We start from the raw sequence: 19302 nt of genomic DNA, 5'->3' as shown, positions 1-19302 counted from the left end.
AGGCCGGGCAGACGCGGAGGGGCCGGACGGCAGTGCCGTCCGGCCCCTCGCCACGATGCCTAGCGGTCGAGGTCGCCGCGGATGAAGGCTTCGACCTTCTCGAAGGCGATGTCGTCTGCGTACTGCTCCGGCGGGGACTTCATGAAGTAGCTGGAGGCGGAGAGGATGGGGCCGCCGATGCCGCGGTCGAGGGCGATCTTCGCGGCACGGATTGCATCGATGATGACGCCTGCGGAGTTCGGTGAGTCCCAGACCTCGAGCTTGTACTCGAGGGAGACGGGGGCGTCGCCGAAGTTGCGGCCCTCGAGGCGCACGAACGCCCACTTGCGGTCGTCGAGCCAGGCGACGTAGTCGGAGGGGCCGATGTGCACGTCGTCGGCGTGCAGGTCCGCCTTGACGTTGGATGTCACGGCCTGGGTCTTGGAGATCTTCTTGGACTCGAGGCGGTCGCGCTCGAGCATATTCTTGAAGTCCATGTTGCCGCCGACGTTCAGCTGGTACGTGCGGTCGAGCGTGACCCCGCGGTCCTCGAACAGCTTGGCCATGACGCGGTGCGTGATCGTGGCACCGATCTGGCTCTTGATGTCGTCGCCGACGATGGGGACACCGGCCTCGGTGAACTTGTCGGCCCATTCCTTGGTGCCGGCGATGAAGACCGGGAGCGCGTTGACGAAGGCGACGCCGGCGTCGATGGCGCACTGGGCGTAGTACTTCGCGGCGTGCTCGGAGCCCACGGGCAGGTAGCAGACCAGGACGTCGGCCTTGGTGGCCTTGAGCTGTCCGACGATGTCGACGGGCTCCTCGTCGGACTCCACGATGGTCTCGCGGTAGTACTTGCCCAGGCCGTCGAGGGTGTGGCCGCGCTGGACGATGACGCCGGTCGGCGGGACGTCGGCGATCTTGATGGTGTTGTTCTCGCTGGCTCCGATGGCTTCGGCGAGGTCGTGGCCGACCTTCTTGCCGTCGACGTCGAATGCGGCCACGAACTGCACGTCGCCCACGTGGTACTTGCCGAACTCGACGTGCATCAGGCCGGGGACGGTGCTGGACGGGTCGGCGTCCCGGTAGTAGTGCACGCCCTGCACCAGCGATGCGGCGCAGTTGCCGACTCCAATAATTGCCACGCGAATGGGGTTCTGTCCCACAGTTCTCCTCGAAAGCCAGTTGAATGTGCCCGGCCGTCGTCGCCCGGGCGCGGTCGGCAGGAAATGCCAGTCTACGTTCAGTTTCCAACGCGCACGGATGCCGGGCCATTCCTTGCCCCCACGCTCTCCCTCGTCAAGCGGGCGCGCGTCCAGGGCCGGCGACGGTCTCAACGGTGCCCTCCCCGGCTACGCTCGGGGGATGACGTCGGGTACGGGGACACGCGGACCGTACCGCATCAGCATCCCCAGCCGCTCCGATCCCCTCCTCCGTCTCGGCGCCGAGCGGGTCGGAGGCCCGGTGGGCCGGCACGCGGACCCCGGACGGATCGCCCCACGATGGTTCACCGTGGAGAGGGTGCTGATCCTCCTCACGGTGTGCGCCGCCATCCTGGCCGTCCTGCTCAAGAACCCTTGCCGGGTGGAGGGATGGTCCTCTCCCGACTACTTCTACCGAGCGTGCTACTCGGACTGGGCGGAGCTCTACCAGAGCCGCGGTCTCGGCGAGGGGGTCCTGCCTTTCGTCACGCCCGGAGTGCTCTTCGAATATCCGGTGCTGCTCGGACTGCTGGCGTCCGCTACGGCGGTCGTCGTGGACCTGGTGGCCGGCGGCGCGCCTGCCGACGCGAAGGCCCTCCTGTACTTCGACGTGAATGCAGTGCTGATCACCGGCGTCTGGGTCCTGACGGTGCTGGCCACGCTCCGGCTCGCGAGCCGCCGTCCCTGGGATGCCGCCATCGTGGCGGCAGCCCCGGTCATCATCCTGTCCGGCACCATCAACTGGGACCTGTGGGCGGTACTGCTCGCGACGTCGGGCATGCTGGCCTTCGCCCGCAACCGGCCGGTCGTCGCAGGGGTCCTGTGGGGACTGGGCACGGCCGTGAAGCTCTACCCCGTCCTGCTGCTCGGTGCGGTCCTGGTGCTGGCTCTGCGGACAGGCCGGTTCCGGCCCTTCCTCCTCACGCTGGCGGGTACCGCGGGAGCATGGCTCGCCGTGAATCTCCCCTTTATGCTCCGAGATATGGCGGGATGGACATACTTCCTCACCTTCTCGGAATCGCGCGACGCCGGCTTCTCGTCGGGGTGGTACGTCTACAACGCCGTCGCCCGCCAGCTCGGCGCCGCGACACTTCCTCCCACGGTCATCACTGCAGGCGCCACCGCCCTCTTCGCACTCTCCTGCGTCGGCGTCGCAACCCTCACCCTGCTGGCCGGGCGGCGTCCCCGCCTGGCCCAGATCGCACTGCTGATCGTGGGCGCCTTCATCCTCTGCAACAAGGTCTACTCGCCGCAGTACGCGCTCTGGCTCGTGCCGCTGGTTGCGCTCGCCATCCCGCGATGGCGCGTGGTGCTCGTCTGGCAGCTCGTCGAAGCCCTGCACTGGGCGGCCATCTGGCTGTATCTCGGGGGCCGGACGAGCGGCGGCGCGGCCGAGCACAACCTGGGCCTCGGTCCCTATGCCTGGACCGTCCTCGCTCATATTCTAGTGACGGCATATGTTATGGCGGCCGTCGTGGCGGAGATCCTCGCGCCGCAGCACGACGTGGTGCGGCGTATCGGCATCGACGATCCGCAGGGTGGCCCGTTCGACCGGGCACCTGACCGGCATACTCCCCGGGCAGGACGGCCCGTCCACCCGCGTGGGCTTCCGGCCCGGTCTGCTCCGATAGGCTGGCAGGACCGCGGGGACACCGCCCCCGTTCCGGTAGCCCAGGGCTCCGGAGCGGAGCACGACGGGCCGGTACGCGGCGGTTCATCGACCCGACCAGTGGAAGACCATCAGTGAGCGCAGCACCCCTGACCTACAGCAGGCTGGACAAGAGCGGTTTCGACGCCCTTGCCGACGGGCATCCCGACGTGGTGATCCCCCTCGAGCAGACGCCCTCCTGGGTCGAGTTCGAGCAGACCCTCGGGCGCAGGCCCCTGGGTATCTGGTCCTACACGGATGCCGCCGGCCGGCTCGTGGCCACCGCCGCCTACATCCACGTGGTGCGGCGCTTCCGCGAGTCCGTGGTGGTGGTGAACGGGCCCGTCTGGTTCGCCGACCGGACGCCCGCGGCCGAGCGCGCGCTCATGGAGACCGTGCGGCATCAGTTCCGCGAGGATCCGTCGGTCGATCCGCTCTACGTCCGCATGCAGGTGGCCACCCTCCAGGCACCCGCGACCGGTCCGATCGAGCATGGCTGGTACGAGCGGGAGATCGTGGTCGACCTGACCCCGTCCGAGGCGGATCTGCTCAAGAGCTTCCGGCCGAATGCCCGCAACAGTATTCGTCGCGCGCAGCGCAACGGTGTCGAGGTCAAGCACATTCCGCGGACGGAATGGAAGGATGTCTTCGCGACCCAGCTGTTCCCGATCATGCAGGAGACGGCCGAGCGCGACGGCTTCCAGTCCTTCGATTCGTCCTACTACGAGACGCTGCTGACCGTGCTGGGTGACCACCTCCGTCTCCTTGTCGCCTACCGCGACGGAGTGCCGCTGAGCTGGCTGATCACCACGGAGTACCGCGGCTACTCCGTGTACTACTTCGCGGGCAGCACCCATGAGGCGCGCAGCACCTTCGCCCCGTACCTGCTCCTGTGGGAGGCGTTCAAAGTCCTCAAGGAAGCCGGCAACACGGTGTGCGGCCTGACGGGCATCGTGAGCGACAACTATCCGGGCCTCGCCAACGTCACGACCTTCAAGAAGAATTTCTCGAAGAACGTCGTCGTGGTGCCCACCACCTACGACATCCCCCTGCGTCCTGTCCGCTATGCCGCCGTCGCGTCGCTGCTCACCGCGCGCCGTACTGCGCCATCGGCGGCGCGCGCCGTACTGCGTCGCGCTGCCGTCCTGGGTCGCAGGAGCAGGCGGGAACCCGTCAGCACCCCGGACACCTGACGCCGGGCGGGGTGCCCGCCCGGCAGGAGAGGAAGCCATGCCAGATGTCGAAGTCGTCGGAGCCGGTCCCAACGGACTCGCGGCCGCCGTCGTCATGGCCCGTGCGGGCCTCTCCGTCCGCGTCCATGAGGCAGCACCCACGCTCGGGGGCGGGTCCCGTTCCCTCGAACTCATGGAGAAGGGCCACCTCCACGACTTCTGCTCCGCGGTCCACCCCATGGCCCTCGCCTCGCCGTTCTTCCGCGCCTTCGAACTGAGCCGGCGGATCGGGTTCGCGGTCCCCGAGGTGTCCTTCGCACATCCGCTCGACGGCGGCAGGGCGGGCGTGGCCTACCGCAGCATGGAGAAGACGGTGGAGGGGCTCGGAGTCGACGGTGAGGCGTACCGCAGGCTCCTGCAGCCGCTCAGCGACCGCGAGCAGGCGATCCTCGCGTTCACGCTGAATTCCGTGCTGCGGTTCCCGAAGAAGCCGGAGGCCGCCCTGCGCTTCGCCCTCGCGGTCCTCGATCAGGGACTGCCCCTGTGGAACCGCCGTTTCCGGACGGACGAGGCGCGTGCCCTCACCACCGGGGTCATGGCACACCCCGTGGGGACCCTGCCGTCGCTCGCCGGGGCGGGAGCCGGCCTGACCCTGAACCTCCTCGCGCACACCGTCGGGTGGCCCATTCCCGTCGGAGGATCCCAGTCGATCGCGGACGCCCTGGCCCTCGACCTCCGCCGGCACGGTGGCGAGGTGGTGACCAACAGCCGGATCGAGACCCTGGCCGAGGTCTCCGATGCGCGGGTGGTGCTCCTCGACGTCGCACCGAAGACGTTCCGCGCCATGTCGAGGGGCCGGCTGCCGGCAGCCTACGAGCTGGCGCTCTCCGCCTTCACCTACGGGAACGCCTCCTGCAAGGTGGACTTCATCCTCTCCGCACCCGTGCCGTGGACGCACCCCGAGCTGCACAGGGCGGGCACAGCCCACCTCGGTGGGACGCGGGAGGAGATCGCCGCGGGCGAGAAGCAGGTGAACCAGGGCAGGCACCCCGACAGCCCGTACGTGCTGGTGTCGCAGCCGTCGTCGTTCGATCCGACCCGCGCACCGGAGGGGCGGCACACTCTCTGGACCTATTGCCACGTGCCGCGCGGCTCCACGCGGGACATGGCCGAGGCCGTGACGGCCCAGATCGAGCGGTTCGCCCCCGGCTTCCGCGACGTCGTGGTCCGACGCCACACGACGACGGCGAGCGAGCTCGAGGTGTACAACGCGAACTACGTGGGCGGCGACTTCAGCAGCGGCGCCGTGAACCTGCGACAGATCATCGCCCGTCCCGTACCGTCCCTGCAGCCGTGGGCCACGCCGATCAAGGGTGTCTACCTCTGCTCCCAGTCCACGCCCCCCGGCCCCGGCGTGCACGGCATGGCCGGGCTGAACGCGGCCAGGCTGGCGCTGAAGCGGGAATTCGGCCTGCCCGTGCCGGCCCTCAGGCTCTGAGAGGGCATTCCACGAGGAGAAGCACCCGGTAAGTTAGGTTATGCTTGCCTTGCCCTGCTGACAGGGACCTTCCTCCGCACGAAAGCCTCTGCATGTTCGCCAATTACCTGATCGGCCTGCGCGAGGGCCTAGAAGCCGCCCTCGTGGTGGTCATCCTCGTGGCGTACCTCGTGAAGATCCAGCGCCGGGACCTGTTGCCCGGGATCTGGCTCGGAGTGTCGCTGGCCGCCGCGCTGTCTCTCGGCTTCGGTGCACTGCTCACGTACGGCACCTATGGGCTGACGTTCGAGGCGCAGGAAGCCATCGGAGGCGCGCTGTCCATTCTCGCCGTCGGCCTCGTCACCTGGATGGTGTTCTGGATGGCCAGGACGGCGAAGAACCTGCGGGGGGAACTGCACGGCCAGGTCGACCGCCACCTGGCTGCCGGAGGCAAGGGCCTCGTCGTCGTCGCATTCCTCGCCGTCGGGCGTGAAGGACTGGAGACCGCCCTGTTCATCTGGTCCGCCGTCCAGGCCACGGGCCAGACCACGCAGCCGATCCTCGGAGCCTCGCTGGGACTCGCCTCCGCCGTCGTGCTCGGCTGGCTGTTCTACCGGGGCATGCTCAGCATCAACCTCTCGAAGTTCTTCACCTGGACCGGCGGCATGCTGATCGTCGTGGCGGCCGGAGTGCTGTCCTACGGCGTCCACGACCTCCAGGAAGCGGGCATCCTGCCCGGTCTCAACAGTCTTCTGTTCGACGTCAGTGCGGCAGTCCCTCCGTCGAGCTGGTACGGCACGCTCCTCAAGGGCACCGTGAACTTCTCGCCCGCCACCACCTGGTTCGAGGGCATCGCCTGGCTGCTCTACCTCCTTCCCACCATGACCCTGTTCATCCGGCGGAGCATGCGGCGGACGCCCGCTCCTGCCGCTGCACAGCACCCCGTTCCCCAAGGAGCCCATTGATCACCGCACGCCTTCCGCAACCGGCCGCCATCGTCGCTGCCTGCGGCATCCTCTTCGTGACCGCCTGCACGCCGAACGCCCCCGCCGGAACGGCTGCCGGCGGGACGGGCGAACTGAGCGTCACGAGCACAGCGGAGGACTGCTCCGTCTCGGCCGTCACCGCGGAGAGCGGTCCGCTGACCTTCACCATCACGAACTCGGGGGACCAGGTCACGGAGTTCTACCTCCTGGCGGAGGACGGGCTGCGCATCGTCTCCGAGGTCGAGAACATCGGCCCGGGCATCAGCCGCGACCTCGTCGTCAACGCCACCCCGGGTTCCTACTACACCGTCTGCAAGCCCGGCATGGTGGGCGACGGCGTGGGCCGGGCCGCCTTCACCGTGACGGACTCGGGGACCGCCGTCGAGCCGACCGGGGACGAGCAGGCGCAGATCGACGCCGCGCTGACCAACTACAAGGCCTACGTCAAGGACCAGGTGGACCAGCTGCTGACGGGCACCAAGGACTTCGCAGCCGCCTACGTGGCGGGGAACGACGACGAGGCACGCCGGCTCTACCCCACCACGCGCATGCACTTCGAGCGCGTGGAACCGGTGGCCGAGAGCTTCGGCGACCTCGATCCGAAGCTGGACAACCGCGAGGCGGACCTCGCCGAGGGCGAGAAGTGGACCGGCTGGCACCGCATCGAGAAGGACCTCTGGCCGCCGGCCGATGCCGGGTACGTACCCCTGACGCAGGCCGAGCGCGAGGCCGTCGCGGCCCAGCTCGTCGAGGACACCACCACGCTGCACTCCAGCATCCAGGGCATCGAACTGTCCCTCGACCAGCTCGCCAACGGTGCGATCGGGCTGATGGACGAGGTGGCCAACGGCAAGGTCACCGGCGAGGAGGAGATCTGGTCGGGCACCGACCTCTGGGACTTCCAGGGCAACGTCGAGGGCGCCCGTGTCCTCGCCGATGGTGTGCGGGGCCTGCTCGAGGCCAGGGACCCGGAGCTCGCAGCGACGCTCGACGCCGATTTCACCTCCCTCTCGACGGAACTCGACAAGCACCGCACGAGTGCGCCCGACGCCGCCCAGCGCGACATCGCCTACGTCTCCTACGGCGACCTGGCCTCCGAGGACGTGAAGGCGCTGTCGGACCGCGTCAACGCCCTCAGCGAACCACTCTCGCGGATCACCGCGGCACTGCTGGGCTAGCAGCCATGGCAGCAGGTGCGTTCCGGATCTCACGCCGCAGGGCGCTGTCCCTCGCCGGGGTCAGTGCCGCCGCGGGAGTCGGGGCGGGTGTCGCTGCAGGGCGTTCCGCGACCGACGCCTCGGCGGTCCCCGCCGACCCCGCCGCACTGACGTACCCGTTCTACGGGGAGCACCAGGCGGGGATCACGACGCCCGCGCAGGACCGCCTGCACTTCGCCGTGTTCGATGTGGACGACATCCCGCGCGAGGAGCTCATCAGCCTCCTCCGGGACTGGACGGTCGCCGCTGCCCGCATGAGCCAGGGCGGGAGCGCGGGGCAGTTCGCGCCCGACTCCGGCCCGTACGAGGCGCCGCCCGAGGACACGGGCGAGGCGATGGACCTGGGCCCCACGGGACTCACCATCACGTTCGGCTTCGGCCCGACGCTCTTCACGGCAGCCGCCGGCACCGACCGGTTCGGCATCGCCGCCCGGCGCCCCCGTGCCCTGGTCGATCTGCCCCGATTCTCGGGGGACATGCTGGACGAGCGCATCAGCGGAGGCGACCTCTGTATCCAGGCCTGTGCCGACGATCCGCAGGTCGCCGTCCATGCCGTCCGGAACCTGTCCCGCATCGCCTTCGGACGGGCTTCCCTGCGCTACTCGCAGCTCGGCTTCGGCCGCACCTCGAGCACCAGCACCGCCCAGGTGACGCCCCGCAACCTCTTCGGCTTCAAGGACGGCACGGCCAACCTCAAGGCCGAGGACCCGGCAGCCGTCGACGAGCACGTGTGGGTCGCCGGCAGCGACGACCAGGCCTGGATGGCAGGCGGTTCGTACCTGGTGTCCCGGAAGATCCGCATGAACATCGAGCCGTGGGACCGCACGCGCCTCTCCGAGCAGGAACGCGCCATCGGCCGGACCAAGGGCCAGGGCGCACCCCTGTCCGGCGGCGACGAGTTCACGGCCCCCGACTTCTCGATGCCCGGCAGCGGCGGGAAACCCATCATCGCGGAACAGGCCCACGTTCGGCTGGCGCACCCCGATACCAATGGCGGTGCCCGCATGCTCCGGCGCGGCTACAACTTCGTGGACGGCAACGACGACCTCGGGCGCCTCGACGCGGGCCTGTTCTTCCTCTGCTTCCAGCGCGACCCCGAGCGCTCCTTCATCCCCGTGCAGACCCGTCTGGCGGGGTCGGACCTGCTCAACGAGTACACCCGCCACGTGGGGTCCGCGATCTTCGCTGTTCCCGGTGGCGCGGCCGAGGGAAGCTACGTCGGGGCGCGGCTCTTCGAGTCCTGACCCGATGCCCTGACCCGCCCGGTCATCGTCCCGCCAGGACGACGGATCATCCCGACGGCGGGAACGACGCCGCCTCAGTCCTTCGGCTGCAGGACGCGCCGGGCGGCCTCGACGGCCGAGGCGCGATGGGCGGACAGCGGCGTATCGGCCGCGTTCTCATGGGCGACCAGGGGTGCCTGGACCCATGCCTGCGCGATGCTGAAGAGGATCGGTAGGAGTTCCTCCGGCGCCCACGACCGGTCGACGTGGCCCAGGTCCTGCGCCTTCCGGAGGGCGTCCAGCTTGACGTCGGGCCGGGCTCCCATGCCGGGCAGGTCGTAGTCGACACCCTCGAGCCGGGCCCAGGTGAGCATCCGAAGGATGTCGGGGTGTTCATGCGTGTGATCGAAGAGGCGGCCCACGAAGGCCGGTACGTCGGCGGGATCGAGGGCCACGGCGGCGTGGAACTCGGCCGCGTTCACGTCGAGCACGGCCTGGAACAGGGCGGCCTTGTCGGTGAAGTGCGCGTAGAGGCGCTCCTTGCTGGCACTGGCCGCCTTCGCGATCCGGTCGATGCGCGCTCCCGCGAGCCCGTAGGCGGCGAATTCGCCCCGGGCGGCCAGGAGGATGCGGGAACGTACGTCCGTCGTCGAGGGCATTCCACGAGTATACCCAAACGAACTAGTTCGTTTGACTTTGCCGCGCACCCGCCCCTACCCTCGGAACGACACCATTTCTGAGGAGCACCATGACCACCCACCCTTCGGGTCCTTCCGCCGCGCCTACCGTGGACGACACCCCGGCGAAGGCCCCCGCGAACCGCTGGCTCGTGCTGGCCATCGTCGCGCTGGCACAGCTCACCGTCGTGCTCGACGGGACCATCGTGAACATCGCCCTGCCCCAGGCCCAGGCCGAGCTCGGCATGTCCGACAGCGACCGCAGCTGGGTCGTCACGCTCTACGCCCTGACCTTCGGCGCGCTCCTCCTCCTCGGCGGGCGCATCGCCGACTTCTGGGGCCGGAAGCGCTCCTTCCTCGTCGGCATGGGCGGCTTCGCCCTCGCCTCGGGCATCGGCGGACTCGCGGCGTCGGGGGACGTGCTCCTGCTGGCCCGCGGGCTCCAGGGCGTGTTCGCCGCACTGCTGGCGCCGGCCGCGCTCGCCATCCTCTCGGTCACGTTCCCCGGCGGCAAGGACCGCGTGCGGGCCTTCGCGGTGTACGGCACGATCGCCGGCGGCGGAGCGGCCATCGGCCTCCTGCTGGGCGGCGTCCTGACCGAGTACTTCAGCTGGCACTGGTGCCTCCTCGTGAACGTGCCCATCGCCGTCGTGGCCATCGCCGTCGGGCTCCGCGTGCTCCGCGAGAGCCGCGCCGAGGGAAGCACCCGCTACGACGTCCCCGGAGCCCTGCTCGTGAGCCTCGGCCTCGCCTCCGTGGTGTACGGGTTCTCGCGTGCCGAAGCCGGCTGGGGACGGGCCGACACCCTGGGCTTCCTGGCCGTCGGCGTGGTGCTGCTGGCCCTGTTCCTCCTCGTCGAGGCGCGCTCGGCGCATCCCCTGCTGCCGCTGCGCATCATCACCGACCGCGTGCGGGCCGGCGCGTACCTGACCTCCATCGCGGTGGGTGCCGCGCTGCTCGGCGCGCTGCTCTACCTGACGCTGTACTTCCAGATCGTCCTCGGCATGAGCCCGCTGGTCTCCGGGCTCGCGTCCCTGCCCATGACGGCGGCGATCATGGTGTCCGCCGGCGTCGTCACGCGCCTCCTGCCGACGGTGGGCCCCCGCATCCTCATGACGGTCGGCCCGCTGGTCGCCGCGGCGGGCCTGCTGCTGCTCAGCCGCATCACCGGCGGTTCCTACGCCCTCGAGGTGCTGCCCGCGCAGATCCTGCTCGGCATGGGCCTTGCGCTCATCTTCGTGCCGCTGCAGAACGTCGCACTCCTCGGCATCGCACCCCGTGATTCCGGTGTCGCCAGCGCTGCCGTCTCCGCGACCCAGCAGATCGGCGGATCCATCGGGACGGCGGTCTTCACCGCGCTCTACGCGGCGGCCGCTGCAACCGGCACGCCCGAGGGCTCGGCAGGTGGACTGCAGTCGCTGGTGGACGGGTACTCCGTGGTGTTCGTGGCCGCCGCGGCGGCCCTCGCACTCGCATCGCCCATCTCGTGGTTCCTGGTCGACGTCGCGCGGGACGAATTCACGACATCGGACGAGGCGGTCCACCTGGGCTAGTTACCGTCCCGGGGCGGATCCTGTGGCCCATGCAGCACCCACGCGGTCGGAGACCCCGCTTCCCGCCAGGAAGTCCACCGGGCCGGCAGGTGTGACAGCATCAGCCCGTTGGGCCGGCCGCCGGGAGGGCCACCCGGTGGCGGCCCGGCCAGAAAATCGGGAGAACGGCCGCGACGCTCCCGGGTCGTTGCTCCATCATCTGGCAGTGTGGGAGCCATGACATCCGACCCCGATTCGCGTGTTGCACTCGTCATCGAAGATGACGCCGACGTGCGGCAGTTGCTGGTCATGACACTGGGCATGAACGGCTTCACCACTCTCGAGGCCGAGAACGGACGGCAGGGCGTCGCGCTCGTGCGGGAACGCCAGCCCGACCTCGTGACCCTCGATCTCAACCTCCCGGACATCGACGGAGTGGAGGTCTGCCGTCAGATCCGGCCGCTGACCGATGCCTACGTCATCATGATCACGGCGCGGCAGGACGAGATCGACCGGTTGATCGGCCTCGAGATCGGCGCCGATGACTTCGTGGTCAAGCCCTTCAGCCCGCGTGAGGTCGGTGCGCGCGTGAACGCGATGTTCCGCCGTCCGCGGAGTACCGTCCGCAGCGTGTCGCAGCCTCTACTGGTGGCCGGAGCTGAGGCGGTAGAAGCGCCGCAGGTGGCACCCACGACGACGGTGGCCCCGCCGGAACAGGTGGAGGGGCTGCTGACCCATGGGCCGATCAGCATCGATACCGAGGGCCGGATCGCGATGCTCGACGGCGTCGAGCTCCCGCTGACCCGGATCGAGTTCGACCTCCTGGCCACGCTCGTGTCCGGCCCGCGCCGGGTCTGGCAGCGGGAGACCCTGCTCGCCCGCATCTGGGGTGACGGCTGGGTCAACGACCAGCACCTCGTCGAGGTGCACATCCGGAACCTGCGGAAAAAGCTGAACGAGGACACGAAGGCGCCGCGGTTCATCCGCACCGTGCGCGGTGTCGGCTACCGGATGATGCCGCCCAGCGCGGACTGAAATTCCGTTCCGAGGCGCTGCAGCCGCAGGGCGAGCGCGGGGTGTTCCGAGGGCTCATCGAGGAGTTCCAGGGCTGAGGAGGAGGCCTCCACGAGCCGGAGCGCTCCCACCATCGAGGCGCTCGCCTTGAGGCTGAGGAGTGCGACGACGGCGGCGTCGGCGTCGTGCGCGGCCAAGGCGGCCTCGATCAAGCGGATCCGCTGCGGAAGCATCTCCCCGAACAGCTCGGCGAACCGGACCGCGCACTCCTGGCTGGAGAGCTCCGTCCCCAGGTCATCGAGGATCCGTGGGTCGAGCACGGGAAGCTGCACATCGGTCCTGTCGGTTGCGGTCTGACCCTGCTGACGTACGCCCGGAGATCCGGAGGGAAGGCCGATCGTCGTCACGCCTGCTCCTTGTGCTGCCGGTAATTCCTGCTGATCCGATCCCGTCCGGCGGAATGCGGCGGTGGAAGCTGCCTGCCGGCCCCGGTGGACGGTCCGGGGCCGGCAGGAAGATCACGGAGTGCTTGCTCCTGACCTCCAGTCTGGTCGGCGCCGCTCAATGGCGCCGTAGCCGAAGGGCGAAAGAAAACCGAAGAAAGAGCGAAGGCTGCTCGGCCCGTTCCGTCACTGCGATGGGCGGTGGGTACGCCGACTCCTAGGCAGCGGCTGCTCCGCGCGCCACGGAGGTGGCGTCCCGGGTGGTGGTGCGGATGCGGTAGAGGCTGGAAGTGGCGGCGATGTAGAGGGTGCGGCCGTCGTCGCCGCCGAAGCACAGGTTGCCGATCTTCTCCGGCACCGCGATGCGCAGGATCCGCTCCCCGGAGGGCGCGAAGACCTGGACGGCATCCAGGCTCGAGCTCCAGACGTTGCCGTGCTCGTCGACGCGGATCCCGTCCGGCAACCCGGGCGAGACCTCCGTGAAGACCCTGCCGTTCTTGGCATGCCGGCCTCCATAGACGTCGTAGGCGTGGATCGCGTGCCCCACCGGCCGGTCGGGGTCCATCTCGCCGCTCGCCGGGGACAGTGAGGAGTCCGTGACGTAGAGGGTTTTCTCGTCCGGGGAGAACGCGAGCCCGTTGGGGGCTTCGACATCCATCACCACGGGCAGGATCGAGCCGTCGCCCGGATCGAAACGGAACACGTACCGGTCCCCGTACTCCTCCTCGCCTGCGTGCCCTTCCTCGGGACGCATGATCCCGTACGACGGGTCGCTGAACCAGATGGTGCCGTCGGACTTCACGACGACGTCGTTGGGTGAGTTCAGCCGTACGTCACCGAACCGGTCGACCAGCGTGTGCGGCGCCGGGCCCGCCCCCGGCCGCACAGCGTTGTCACGCTGAAGGGCGCGGCGGCCGTGGGAGCACTCGACGACGTTCCCGTCGAGGTCGAGGGTACGTCCGTTAGTGAACTCGGCATCGTCGTCGAAGACCGTAAGGTCCCCCGTTTCCTCACTGAATTCGACGATCCGGTCGCTGTGGATGTCACTGAAGCGGACACAGCGGCGCTGCGGCAGCCATACCGGTCCTTCCGCCCAGACAGCGCCGGTGGCGACCTGCTGGAGCGCAGAGCCTTGCTCGAGAAGAGGTGATGTCGTCGTCATGGGGAAACCCTAGGCGAGCATCTCCCGGACCATCGGGATGACCTTCGTGCCGTAGAGCTCGATGCTGTGCAGGAGCTTCTCGTGCGGCAGGGGGCCGGCGCTGTACTTCATGTCGAAGCGGTCGATCCCGAGGGTCTGCGCCGTCGCCGCGATCTTCCGCGCGACCGTCTCCGGGGATCCGACGTAGAGGGAGCCGAAGTCCGCCTCCTGGTCGAACTCGGCGCGCGTCGTCGGGCCCCAGCCGCGCTCGCGGCCGATGCGGTCGCGCATGATCCGGTTGTCCGGCCACAGCTCCTCGCGGGCCTGCTCGTCGGAGTCGGCGATGTAGCCGGGAGAGTGGACGCCGATGGGCAGCGGGGGCTGGCCGAGCTGCGTCAGCGCCCGGTGGTACAGGTCCACGTAGGGGGCGAAGCGCGCAGGGTCGCCGCCGATGATCGCGAGCATGAGGGGCATGCCGTAGCGGGCGGCCCGCACCACGGATTCGGGACTGCCGCCGACGCCGATCCAGGTCTTCAGGCGGCCGCCCTCGGTCTTGGGGTACACCTCGTGGTTGTCCAGGCCGGGGCGGGTGGTACCGGACCAGGTGACCGGGCCCTCCTTGATCAGCTCGGAGAAGAGGTCGAGCTTCTCCTCGAAGAGGCGCTCGTAGTCGGAGAGGTCGTAGCCGAAGAGCGGGAAGGATTCCGTGAAGGACCCGCGGCCCAGGATGACCTCGGCGCGGCCGTTGGAGGCGGCGTCGAGTGTGGCGAACCGCTGGTACACGCGCACCGGGTCGTCCGAGCTGAGGACGGTCACGGCCGAGCCGAGGCGGATGCGTTTCGTCTGCCCTGCGATGGCGGCGAGGACGGTCTCGGGTGCGGAGACGGCGAAATCGTCCCGGTGGTGCTCACCGACGCCGATGAAGTCGACCCCGACCTCGTCGGCGAGGACGGCCTCGGCGATCACATTGCGGATGACCTGCGGGTAGGGGACGGGATTGCCGTCCTGCCCGCGCGTGACATCACCGAAGGTGTCGAGTCCGAGTTCCAGTTCGCGTGCCATGGTGTCGCTCCCGTGCTTGGTGTTCCGACCCGCGTCGGGCCTGCTAGGAGAACCGACCCGCCGTCGGGGTTATTCCATGCAAAGGTATGAATGTGGTCCATCCGCCGTCGGACTACCCCCGCCGTCCGCAGTTCTGCCGGACCTCCGCAGCGCGGTCGGCGCGATCGATGCTCGCGGGGTCGGTGAGGTCGACGCCCGCCCGCGCCGCTGCGGCCCGCGCCGCCGGGCTCTTCAGGTCCGGCGCGACGAATTTCTTCGGTGTGATCCTCGCGTCCTCCGCCGCGTAGCCCTGTTGCTGCTGCGTGAGCGCGGGAGCGGACAGCTCGGCGGACTGCACGGTCGCCTGCGTGACACTGACGAGGCTTCCGGTGAGGGTCGGGCTGAGCAGCGGCACGTATCCCGAGGCGTGCCCGGTCCTGTTGGGATGGTAGGACTCCGACGTCGGACTCGAGAGCCCGTTGAGCCATTCGACGTTGTCGCACACCGCATGTCCCACGAAGGGGACGGTGGGGTTGCCGAAGGTGAAGCCGGCAGCGGCTGCCGCCGTCGCCGTCGTGCGATTGAGGAGGTCCGCGGTCGCGTTCAGCCGCGCTTCCTCGGTGGGCGAGAACCAGGTGCCCGCATTGCAGTCCTCCCCGTTGAAGAGCCGCGGGTACCCGGCGATCGTCACGGAGGCCTGCGGCGCACGCGCCCGGATCTGCGCGTACAGCGACGCGAGGCTGGCCGGCAGCTGGTTGACGATGAAGGCCTGGGAGCGGTCGATGGCCGCGTTGCAGTTGCTCATCCAGGCCGGCTTCGCGCACTCCGTGAGGACGGGCACGAAGGAGGCGTCATTCCCGCCGACGCTCAGCGAGACGTAGGACGTCGTGGGGGACAGGGCGCCGAGCTGCGTCGCGACGACGTCGGGGACCGTCGCCCCCGAGCAGGCGCGGAAGTTGAGGGCGTAGCCCTTGGCGCTCGCGATGAGCGAGGGATACGCGTAGACGGAGCGTTGGCAGGAGGTCCCGTCCGCGAGGTACGAGCGCGTTCCCGTGCCCGAGGAGTAGGAGTCGCCGAGGGCGACGTAGGACGCACCCGCCGCGCTTGCAGGCGCGGGCACCATGACGGCAGCTACCAGCGCCAGGGCGGCGGCGGCCGAGCGGAGGCGGGGAATCGGCATTGAGACTCCAGGTGCTCGAGAGGCGTGTGGCTCCACGGTAGTCCCGCTGTCCCGCGCGCGACAGGACCCCGTGAGAGGTTTCCGCAACCCTTCCCCGGTGCCGGTGCAGGCGCTATCGTCCCGCCTCGGGCACGGCTATCTTTGCCTCCGATCCGCCCGGCGCGGTAAGCTGTGTGGCGGCTCACAGGCCGCACACCCCAACTGAATATGCCACTGATCTGCAGCGGGAGAGTCCTGCCGTCGACACAAAACCGGCAGGCGCCGTAGGAGCAAATCCTCCCCAGGAATCTCTCAGGCCCAGTACCGCTGCGGATAGGCAACTCTGGAAAGCAGCATCGGGCACGCCCGGCGCTCACCGACGGTGCAAGCAGGCGCGGAGCCCTGCGGAAACTCTCAGGTCCCACACAGAGCGGGGAGGAACCCGACCAGGCACGCGCCACCGCGCTTCCTTCTGACGTACGGAGTTCCCCATGACCGCCTCGCTCGACTCCCGACCCGGCACCGCACAGGATGCCGCATCCGGCGCCGCATCCACCTTCGCCGACCGCCACATCGGCCCGCGTACCCCCGACGCTGCCCGCATGCTCGAGGTCCTCGGCTACCCGAGCCTGGAGAAGCTCGTGGACATGGCGGTTCCCGCCAGCATCCGCCTGGACCGTGCGCTGGACCTGCCGGCGGCCCTCAGCGAGACCGAGGTGCTGGCGCAGCTCCGGCGCATCGCGGGCCGCAACCGGACCGCCGTCCAGATGATCGGCCAGGGCTACTTCGACACCGTCACGCCGCCGGTGATCCGCCGCAACGTGCTGGAGTCGCCCGCCTGGTACACGGCCTACACGCCCTACCAGCCGGAGATCTCCCAGGGCCGGCTCGAGGCCCTCCTGAACTTCCAGACGATGGTGCAGGACCTCACCGCCCTCGACATCGCGAACGCCTCGCTGCTCGACGAAGCCTCCGCCGTCGCCGAGGCCGTCCTCCTGATGCGCCGCTCCGGCAAGAACAAGGGCCGCACTGTGATCGACGCCGACGCCCTCCCGCAGACGGTCGCCGTCGTGCGCGGCCGCGCCGAGGCGCTCGGGTTCGACGTCGAGATCGCCGATCTCTCGGCCGGCCTGCCCGACGGCGACATCAACGGCGTCGTCCTGCAGCAGCCCGGCGCCTCGGGCGCGCTGCGCAACCACGCAGCCGTCATCAGCGCGGCCAAGGAGCGCGGTGCACTCGTCACGGTCGCCGCCGATCTCCTGTCCCTGACGCTCATCACGGCTCCGGGCGAGCAGGGCGCGGACATCGCCGTCGGCTCCGCCCAGCGTTTCGGCGTGCCCCTCTTCTTCGGTGGCCCCCACGCGGCATACATGGCGGTGCGCAAGGGCCTCGAGCGTATGCTGCCGGGCCGCCTCGTGGGTGTCTCCAAGGATGCCGACGGCGCACCCGCCTACCGCCTGGCACTGCAGACCCGCGAGCAGCACATCCGCCGCGAGAAGGCCACGAGCAACATCTGCACCGCACAGGCGCTGCTGGCGATCGTCGCCTCCATGTACGCCGTGTACCACGGTCCCGAGGGGCTGACGGCGATCGCGCGCACCACCCACCAGCGCGCCGTCGCCCTGGCCGCCGCCCTCGAGGGCTCCGATGCCGCCGTCGTGCACGAGGCGTTCTTCGACACCCTCCTGGTCCGCGTGCCGGGCAAGGCCGCCGAGTACGCCGACAAGGCCGAGGCGCAGGGCTACAACCTCCGCCGCGTCGACGCCGACCACCTCGGCATCTCCTGCGACGAGACGACGACTCCCGAGCACATCGCCGCTGTCGCGGCGGTCTTCGGCGGCACCACCGGAGGATCCGCGGCCGGCCGGGACAGGATCCCCGCGGACCTGCACCGGACGTCCGATTTCCTGACGCACCCGGTCTTCTCGCTGCACCGCTCGGAGACAGCGATGCTCCGCTACCTGCGCAGGCTCTCGGACAAGGACCTCGCGCTGGACCGCACCATGATCCCGCTGGGCTCCTGCACCATGAAGCTCAACGCGACCGTCGAGATGGAATCCATCTCCTGGCCCGAGTTCGCCTCGATCCACCCCTTCGCCCCCAAGCACCAGACCGAGGGCTGGCGCGAGCTGATCACGGACCTCGAGGAGCGCCTCGCCGAAATCACCGGCTACGCCCGCGTGTCCCTGCAGCCCAACGCCGGGTCCCAGGGCGAGCTGGCGGGCCTGCTCGCCATCCGCGGCTACCACCGCTCGCGGGGCGACGAGAACCGTACCGTCTGCCTGATCCCGTCCTCCGCGCACGGCACGAACGCGGCCTCCGCGGTCCTCGCCGGGATGAAGGTCGTGGTGGTCGGTACCGCCGCGAACGGCAACATCGACCACGACGACCTGCTCGCCAAGATCGAGCAGCACGCGGAGAACCTCTCCGCCATCATGATCACCTACCCCTCGACGCACGGCGTGTTCGAGGAGGACGTCCGCTGGGTCTGCGAGAAGGTGCACGACGCCGGCGGCCAGGTCTACATCGACGGCGCCAACCTCAACGCCCTCGTGGGCCTCGCGCAGCCTGGCGAGTTCGGCGGCGACGTCTCCCACCTGAACCTGCACAAGACCTTCTGCATCCCGCACGGCGGCGGGGGACCCGGCGTCGGTCCCGTGGCCGTGGCCGCGCACCTCGCCCCGTTCCTGCCCGGGGACGCCAACCGGGACATCGCGACCGACGGCGGACCGGATGCCGCGGGCGGCACGCCCGTCTCCGGGTCAATGTACGGGTCGGCCGGTGTCCTGCCCATCTCCTGGGCCTACATCGCGCTCATGGGGGCGGAAGGGCTCACCAGCGCGACGGCGCATGCGCTGCTCGCCGCCAACTACGTCGCCGCGCGCCTGACAAAGCACTTCCCCGTGCTCTACACGGGCGTCCAGGGCCTTGTCGCGCACGAATGCATCCTGGACCTCCGCCCGCTGACGGCCGCGACCGGCGTCACCGCGGAGGACGTCGCCAAGCGCCTCATCGACTACGGCTTCCACGCCCCCACGCTGTCCTTCCCCGTGGCGGGCACGCTGATGGTCGAGCCGACGGAATCCGAGGACCTGGCCGAACTGGATCGCTTCATCTCGGCGATGATCGCGATCAAGGGCGAGATCGACCGCGTGGCGGCCGGTGAGTTCAGCATCGAGGAGAGCCCGCTGCGCCAGGCGCCCCACACCGCGCAGGTCCTCGTCCGGGACGAGTGGACGCAGTCCTACCCCCGCGAGCTCGCGGCGTACCCGCTGCGTTCCCTGCGCTCCGACAAGTACTTCCCGCCGGTGCGCAGGATCGACGGCGCCCACGGCGACCGCAACCTCATCTGCTCCTGCCCGCCCATCGAAGCCTTCGAAGACTAGGAACC

Annotated in this window: 15 protein-coding genes and 1 riboswitch; of the genes, 9 read left to right on the top strand and 6 right to left on the bottom strand. The window is 69.5% G+C overall.

Annotated elements, in window-relative coordinates:
• Positions 1–59: 59 nt before the first annotated feature.
• On the bottom strand, positions 60–1145 hold the full coding sequence (locus tag ACX80I_RS05570; RefSeq protein ID WP_459344144.1) for an inositol-3-phosphate synthase: 1086 nt from the start codon (positions 1143–1145) through the stop codon (positions 60–62).
• A 199-nt stretch (positions 1146–1344) separates the two neighbouring features.
• On the opposite strand from ACX80I_RS05570, the gene ACX80I_RS05565 reads away from it, so the two are divergent.
• The 6 genes from ACX80I_RS05565 to efeB all read left to right on the top strand — a co-directional run bounded on the left by ACX80I_RS05565 (position 1345) and on the right by efeB (position 8925).
• The gene (locus ACX80I_RS05565; protein ID WP_459344143.1) at positions 1345–2928 is read left to right on the top strand and encodes a glycosyltransferase family 87 protein; all 1584 of its coding nucleotides are present in this window, start codon (positions 1345–1347) and stop codon (positions 2926–2928) included.
• On the top strand, positions 2925–4022 hold the full coding sequence (locus ACX80I_RS05560) for a lipid II:glycine glycyltransferase FemX (RefSeq protein ID WP_459344142.1): 1098 nt from the start codon (positions 2925–2927) through the stop codon (positions 4020–4022). Before ACX80I_RS05565 ends, ACX80I_RS05560 begins: the two co-directional genes overlap by 4 nt.
• Before the next feature lie 37 nt (positions 4023–4059).
• Positions 4060–5499, top strand: a complete 1440-nt coding sequence (locus tag ACX80I_RS05555; protein ID WP_459344141.1) for a phytoene desaturase family protein — start codon at positions 4060–4062, stop codon at positions 5497–5499.
• A gap of 92 nt (positions 5500–5591) precedes the next feature.
• A complete protein-coding gene (efeU, locus tag ACX80I_RS05550; protein WP_459344140.1) occupies positions 5592–6443 on the top strand; it encodes an iron uptake transporter permease EfeU in 852 nt (283 codons plus the stop codon).
• A complete protein-coding gene (efeO, locus tag ACX80I_RS05545) occupies positions 6440–7642 on the top strand; it encodes an iron uptake system protein EfeO (protein ID WP_459344139.1) in 1203 nt (400 codons plus the stop codon). The genes efeU and efeO overlap by 4 nt, the downstream gene beginning before the upstream one ends.
• Before the next feature lie 5 nt (positions 7643–7647).
• Positions 7648–8925 (top strand): iron uptake transporter deferrochelatase/peroxidase subunit, encoded by a 1278-nt coding sequence (gene efeB, locus ACX80I_RS05540; RefSeq protein ID WP_459344138.1) that lies wholly within the window; start codon positions 7648–7650, stop codon positions 8923–8925.
• A gap of 74 nt (positions 8926–8999) precedes the next feature.
• Here the strand turns inward: efeB and ACX80I_RS05535 are convergent, their stop codons facing one another.
• On the bottom strand, positions 9000–9563 hold the full coding sequence (locus ACX80I_RS05535) for a TetR/AcrR family transcriptional regulator (RefSeq protein WP_459344137.1): 564 nt from the start codon (positions 9561–9563) through the stop codon (positions 9000–9002).
• Between the two features lie 89 nt (positions 9564–9652).
• Here ACX80I_RS05535 and ACX80I_RS05530 point away from each other — a divergent pair, with 89 nt between their 5' ends.
• Complete coding sequence (locus ACX80I_RS05530; RefSeq protein ID WP_459344136.1) at positions 9653–11134, top strand: MFS transporter; 1482 nt, start codon at positions 9653–9655, stop codon at positions 11132–11134.
• Between the two features lie 216 nt (positions 11135–11350).
• On the top strand, positions 11351–12148 hold the full coding sequence (locus ACX80I_RS05525; RefSeq protein ID WP_459344135.1) for a response regulator transcription factor: 798 nt from the start codon (positions 11351–11353) through the stop codon (positions 12146–12148).
• Here the strand turns inward: ACX80I_RS05525 and ACX80I_RS05520 are convergent.
• From ACX80I_RS05520 to ACX80I_RS05505, 4 genes are all read right to left on the bottom strand, one after another.
• A complete protein-coding gene (locus tag ACX80I_RS05520; protein WP_459344134.1) occupies positions 12118–12534 on the bottom strand; it encodes a hypothetical protein in 417 nt (138 codons plus the stop codon). The genes ACX80I_RS05525 and ACX80I_RS05520 overlap by 31 nt on opposite strands.
• 253 nt (positions 12535–12787) lie before the next feature.
• A complete protein-coding gene (locus ACX80I_RS05515; RefSeq protein ID WP_459344133.1) occupies positions 12788–13732 on the bottom strand; it encodes an SMP-30/gluconolactonase/LRE family protein in 945 nt (314 codons plus the stop codon).
• 9 nt (positions 13733–13741) lie between these two features.
• Positions 13742–14773, bottom strand: coding sequence for an LLM class flavin-dependent oxidoreductase (locus ACX80I_RS05510; protein WP_459344132.1), 1032 nt, complete (start codon positions 14771–14773; stop codon positions 13742–13744).
• A 112-nt stretch (positions 14774–14885) separates the two neighbouring features.
• A complete protein-coding gene (locus ACX80I_RS05505; protein ID WP_459344131.1) occupies positions 14886–15932 on the bottom strand; it encodes an SGNH/GDSL hydrolase family protein in 1047 nt (348 codons plus the stop codon).
• A 214-nt stretch (positions 15933–16146) separates the two neighbouring features.
• Positions 16147–16248: riboswitch (glycine riboswitch) on the top strand.
• A gap of 154 nt (positions 16249–16402) precedes the next feature.
• On the opposite strand from ACX80I_RS05505, the gene gcvP reads away from it, so the two are divergent.
• Entirely contained in the window at positions 16403–19297 is a 2895-nt protein-coding gene (gcvP, locus tag ACX80I_RS05500; protein WP_459344130.1) for an aminomethyl-transferring glycine dehydrogenase, read from the top strand.
• The last annotated feature ends 5 nt before the right edge of the window (positions 19298–19302 follow it).

This window comes from Arthrobacter rhamnosi, assembly GCF_054510855.1.
This window is presented reverse-complemented; position numbering and strand designations above follow the sequence as displayed.

What these genes read in the sequence shown, in the direction of transcription:
- ACX80I_RS05565 (WP_459344143.1), top strand. Translation starts at nt 1,345, where the DNA reads ATGACGTCGGGTACGGGGACACGCGGACCGTACCGCATCAGCATCCCC.
- ACX80I_RS05555 (WP_459344141.1), top strand. Translation starts at nt 4,060, where the DNA reads ATGCCAGATGTCGAAGTCGTCGGAGCCGGTCCCAACGGACTCGCGGCC.
- efeU (WP_459344140.1), top strand. Translation starts at nt 5,592, where the DNA reads ATGTTCGCCAATTACCTGATCGGCCTGCGCGAGGGCCTAGAAGCCGCC.
- efeB (WP_459344138.1), top strand. Translation starts at nt 7,648, where the DNA reads ATGGCAGCAGGTGCGTTCCGGATCTCACGCCGCAGGGCGCTGTCCCTC.
- ACX80I_RS05535 (WP_459344137.1), bottom strand. Translation starts at nt 9,563, where the DNA reads ATGCCCTCGACGACGGACGTACGTTCCCGCATCCTCCTGGCCGCCCGG.
- ACX80I_RS05530 (WP_459344136.1), top strand. Translation starts at nt 9,653, where the DNA reads ATGACCACCCACCCTTCGGGTCCTTCCGCCGCGCCTACCGTGGACGAC.
- ACX80I_RS05525 (WP_459344135.1), top strand. Translation starts at nt 11,351, where the DNA reads ATGACATCCGACCCCGATTCGCGTGTTGCACTCGTCATCGAAGATGAC.
- ACX80I_RS05515 (WP_459344133.1), bottom strand. Translation starts at nt 13,732, where the DNA reads ATGACGACGACATCACCTCTTCTCGAGCAAGGCTCTGCGCTCCAGCAG.
- ACX80I_RS05510 (WP_459344132.1), bottom strand. Translation starts at nt 14,773, where the DNA reads ATGGCACGCGAACTGGAACTCGGACTCGACACCTTCGGTGATGTCACG.
- ACX80I_RS05505 (WP_459344131.1), bottom strand. Translation starts at nt 15,932, where the DNA reads ATGCCGATTCCCCGCCTCCGCTCGGCCGCCGCCGCCCTGGCGCTGGTA.
- gcvP (WP_459344130.1), top strand. Translation starts at nt 16,403, where the DNA reads ATGACCGCCTCGCTCGACTCCCGACCCGGCACCGCACAGGATGCCGCA.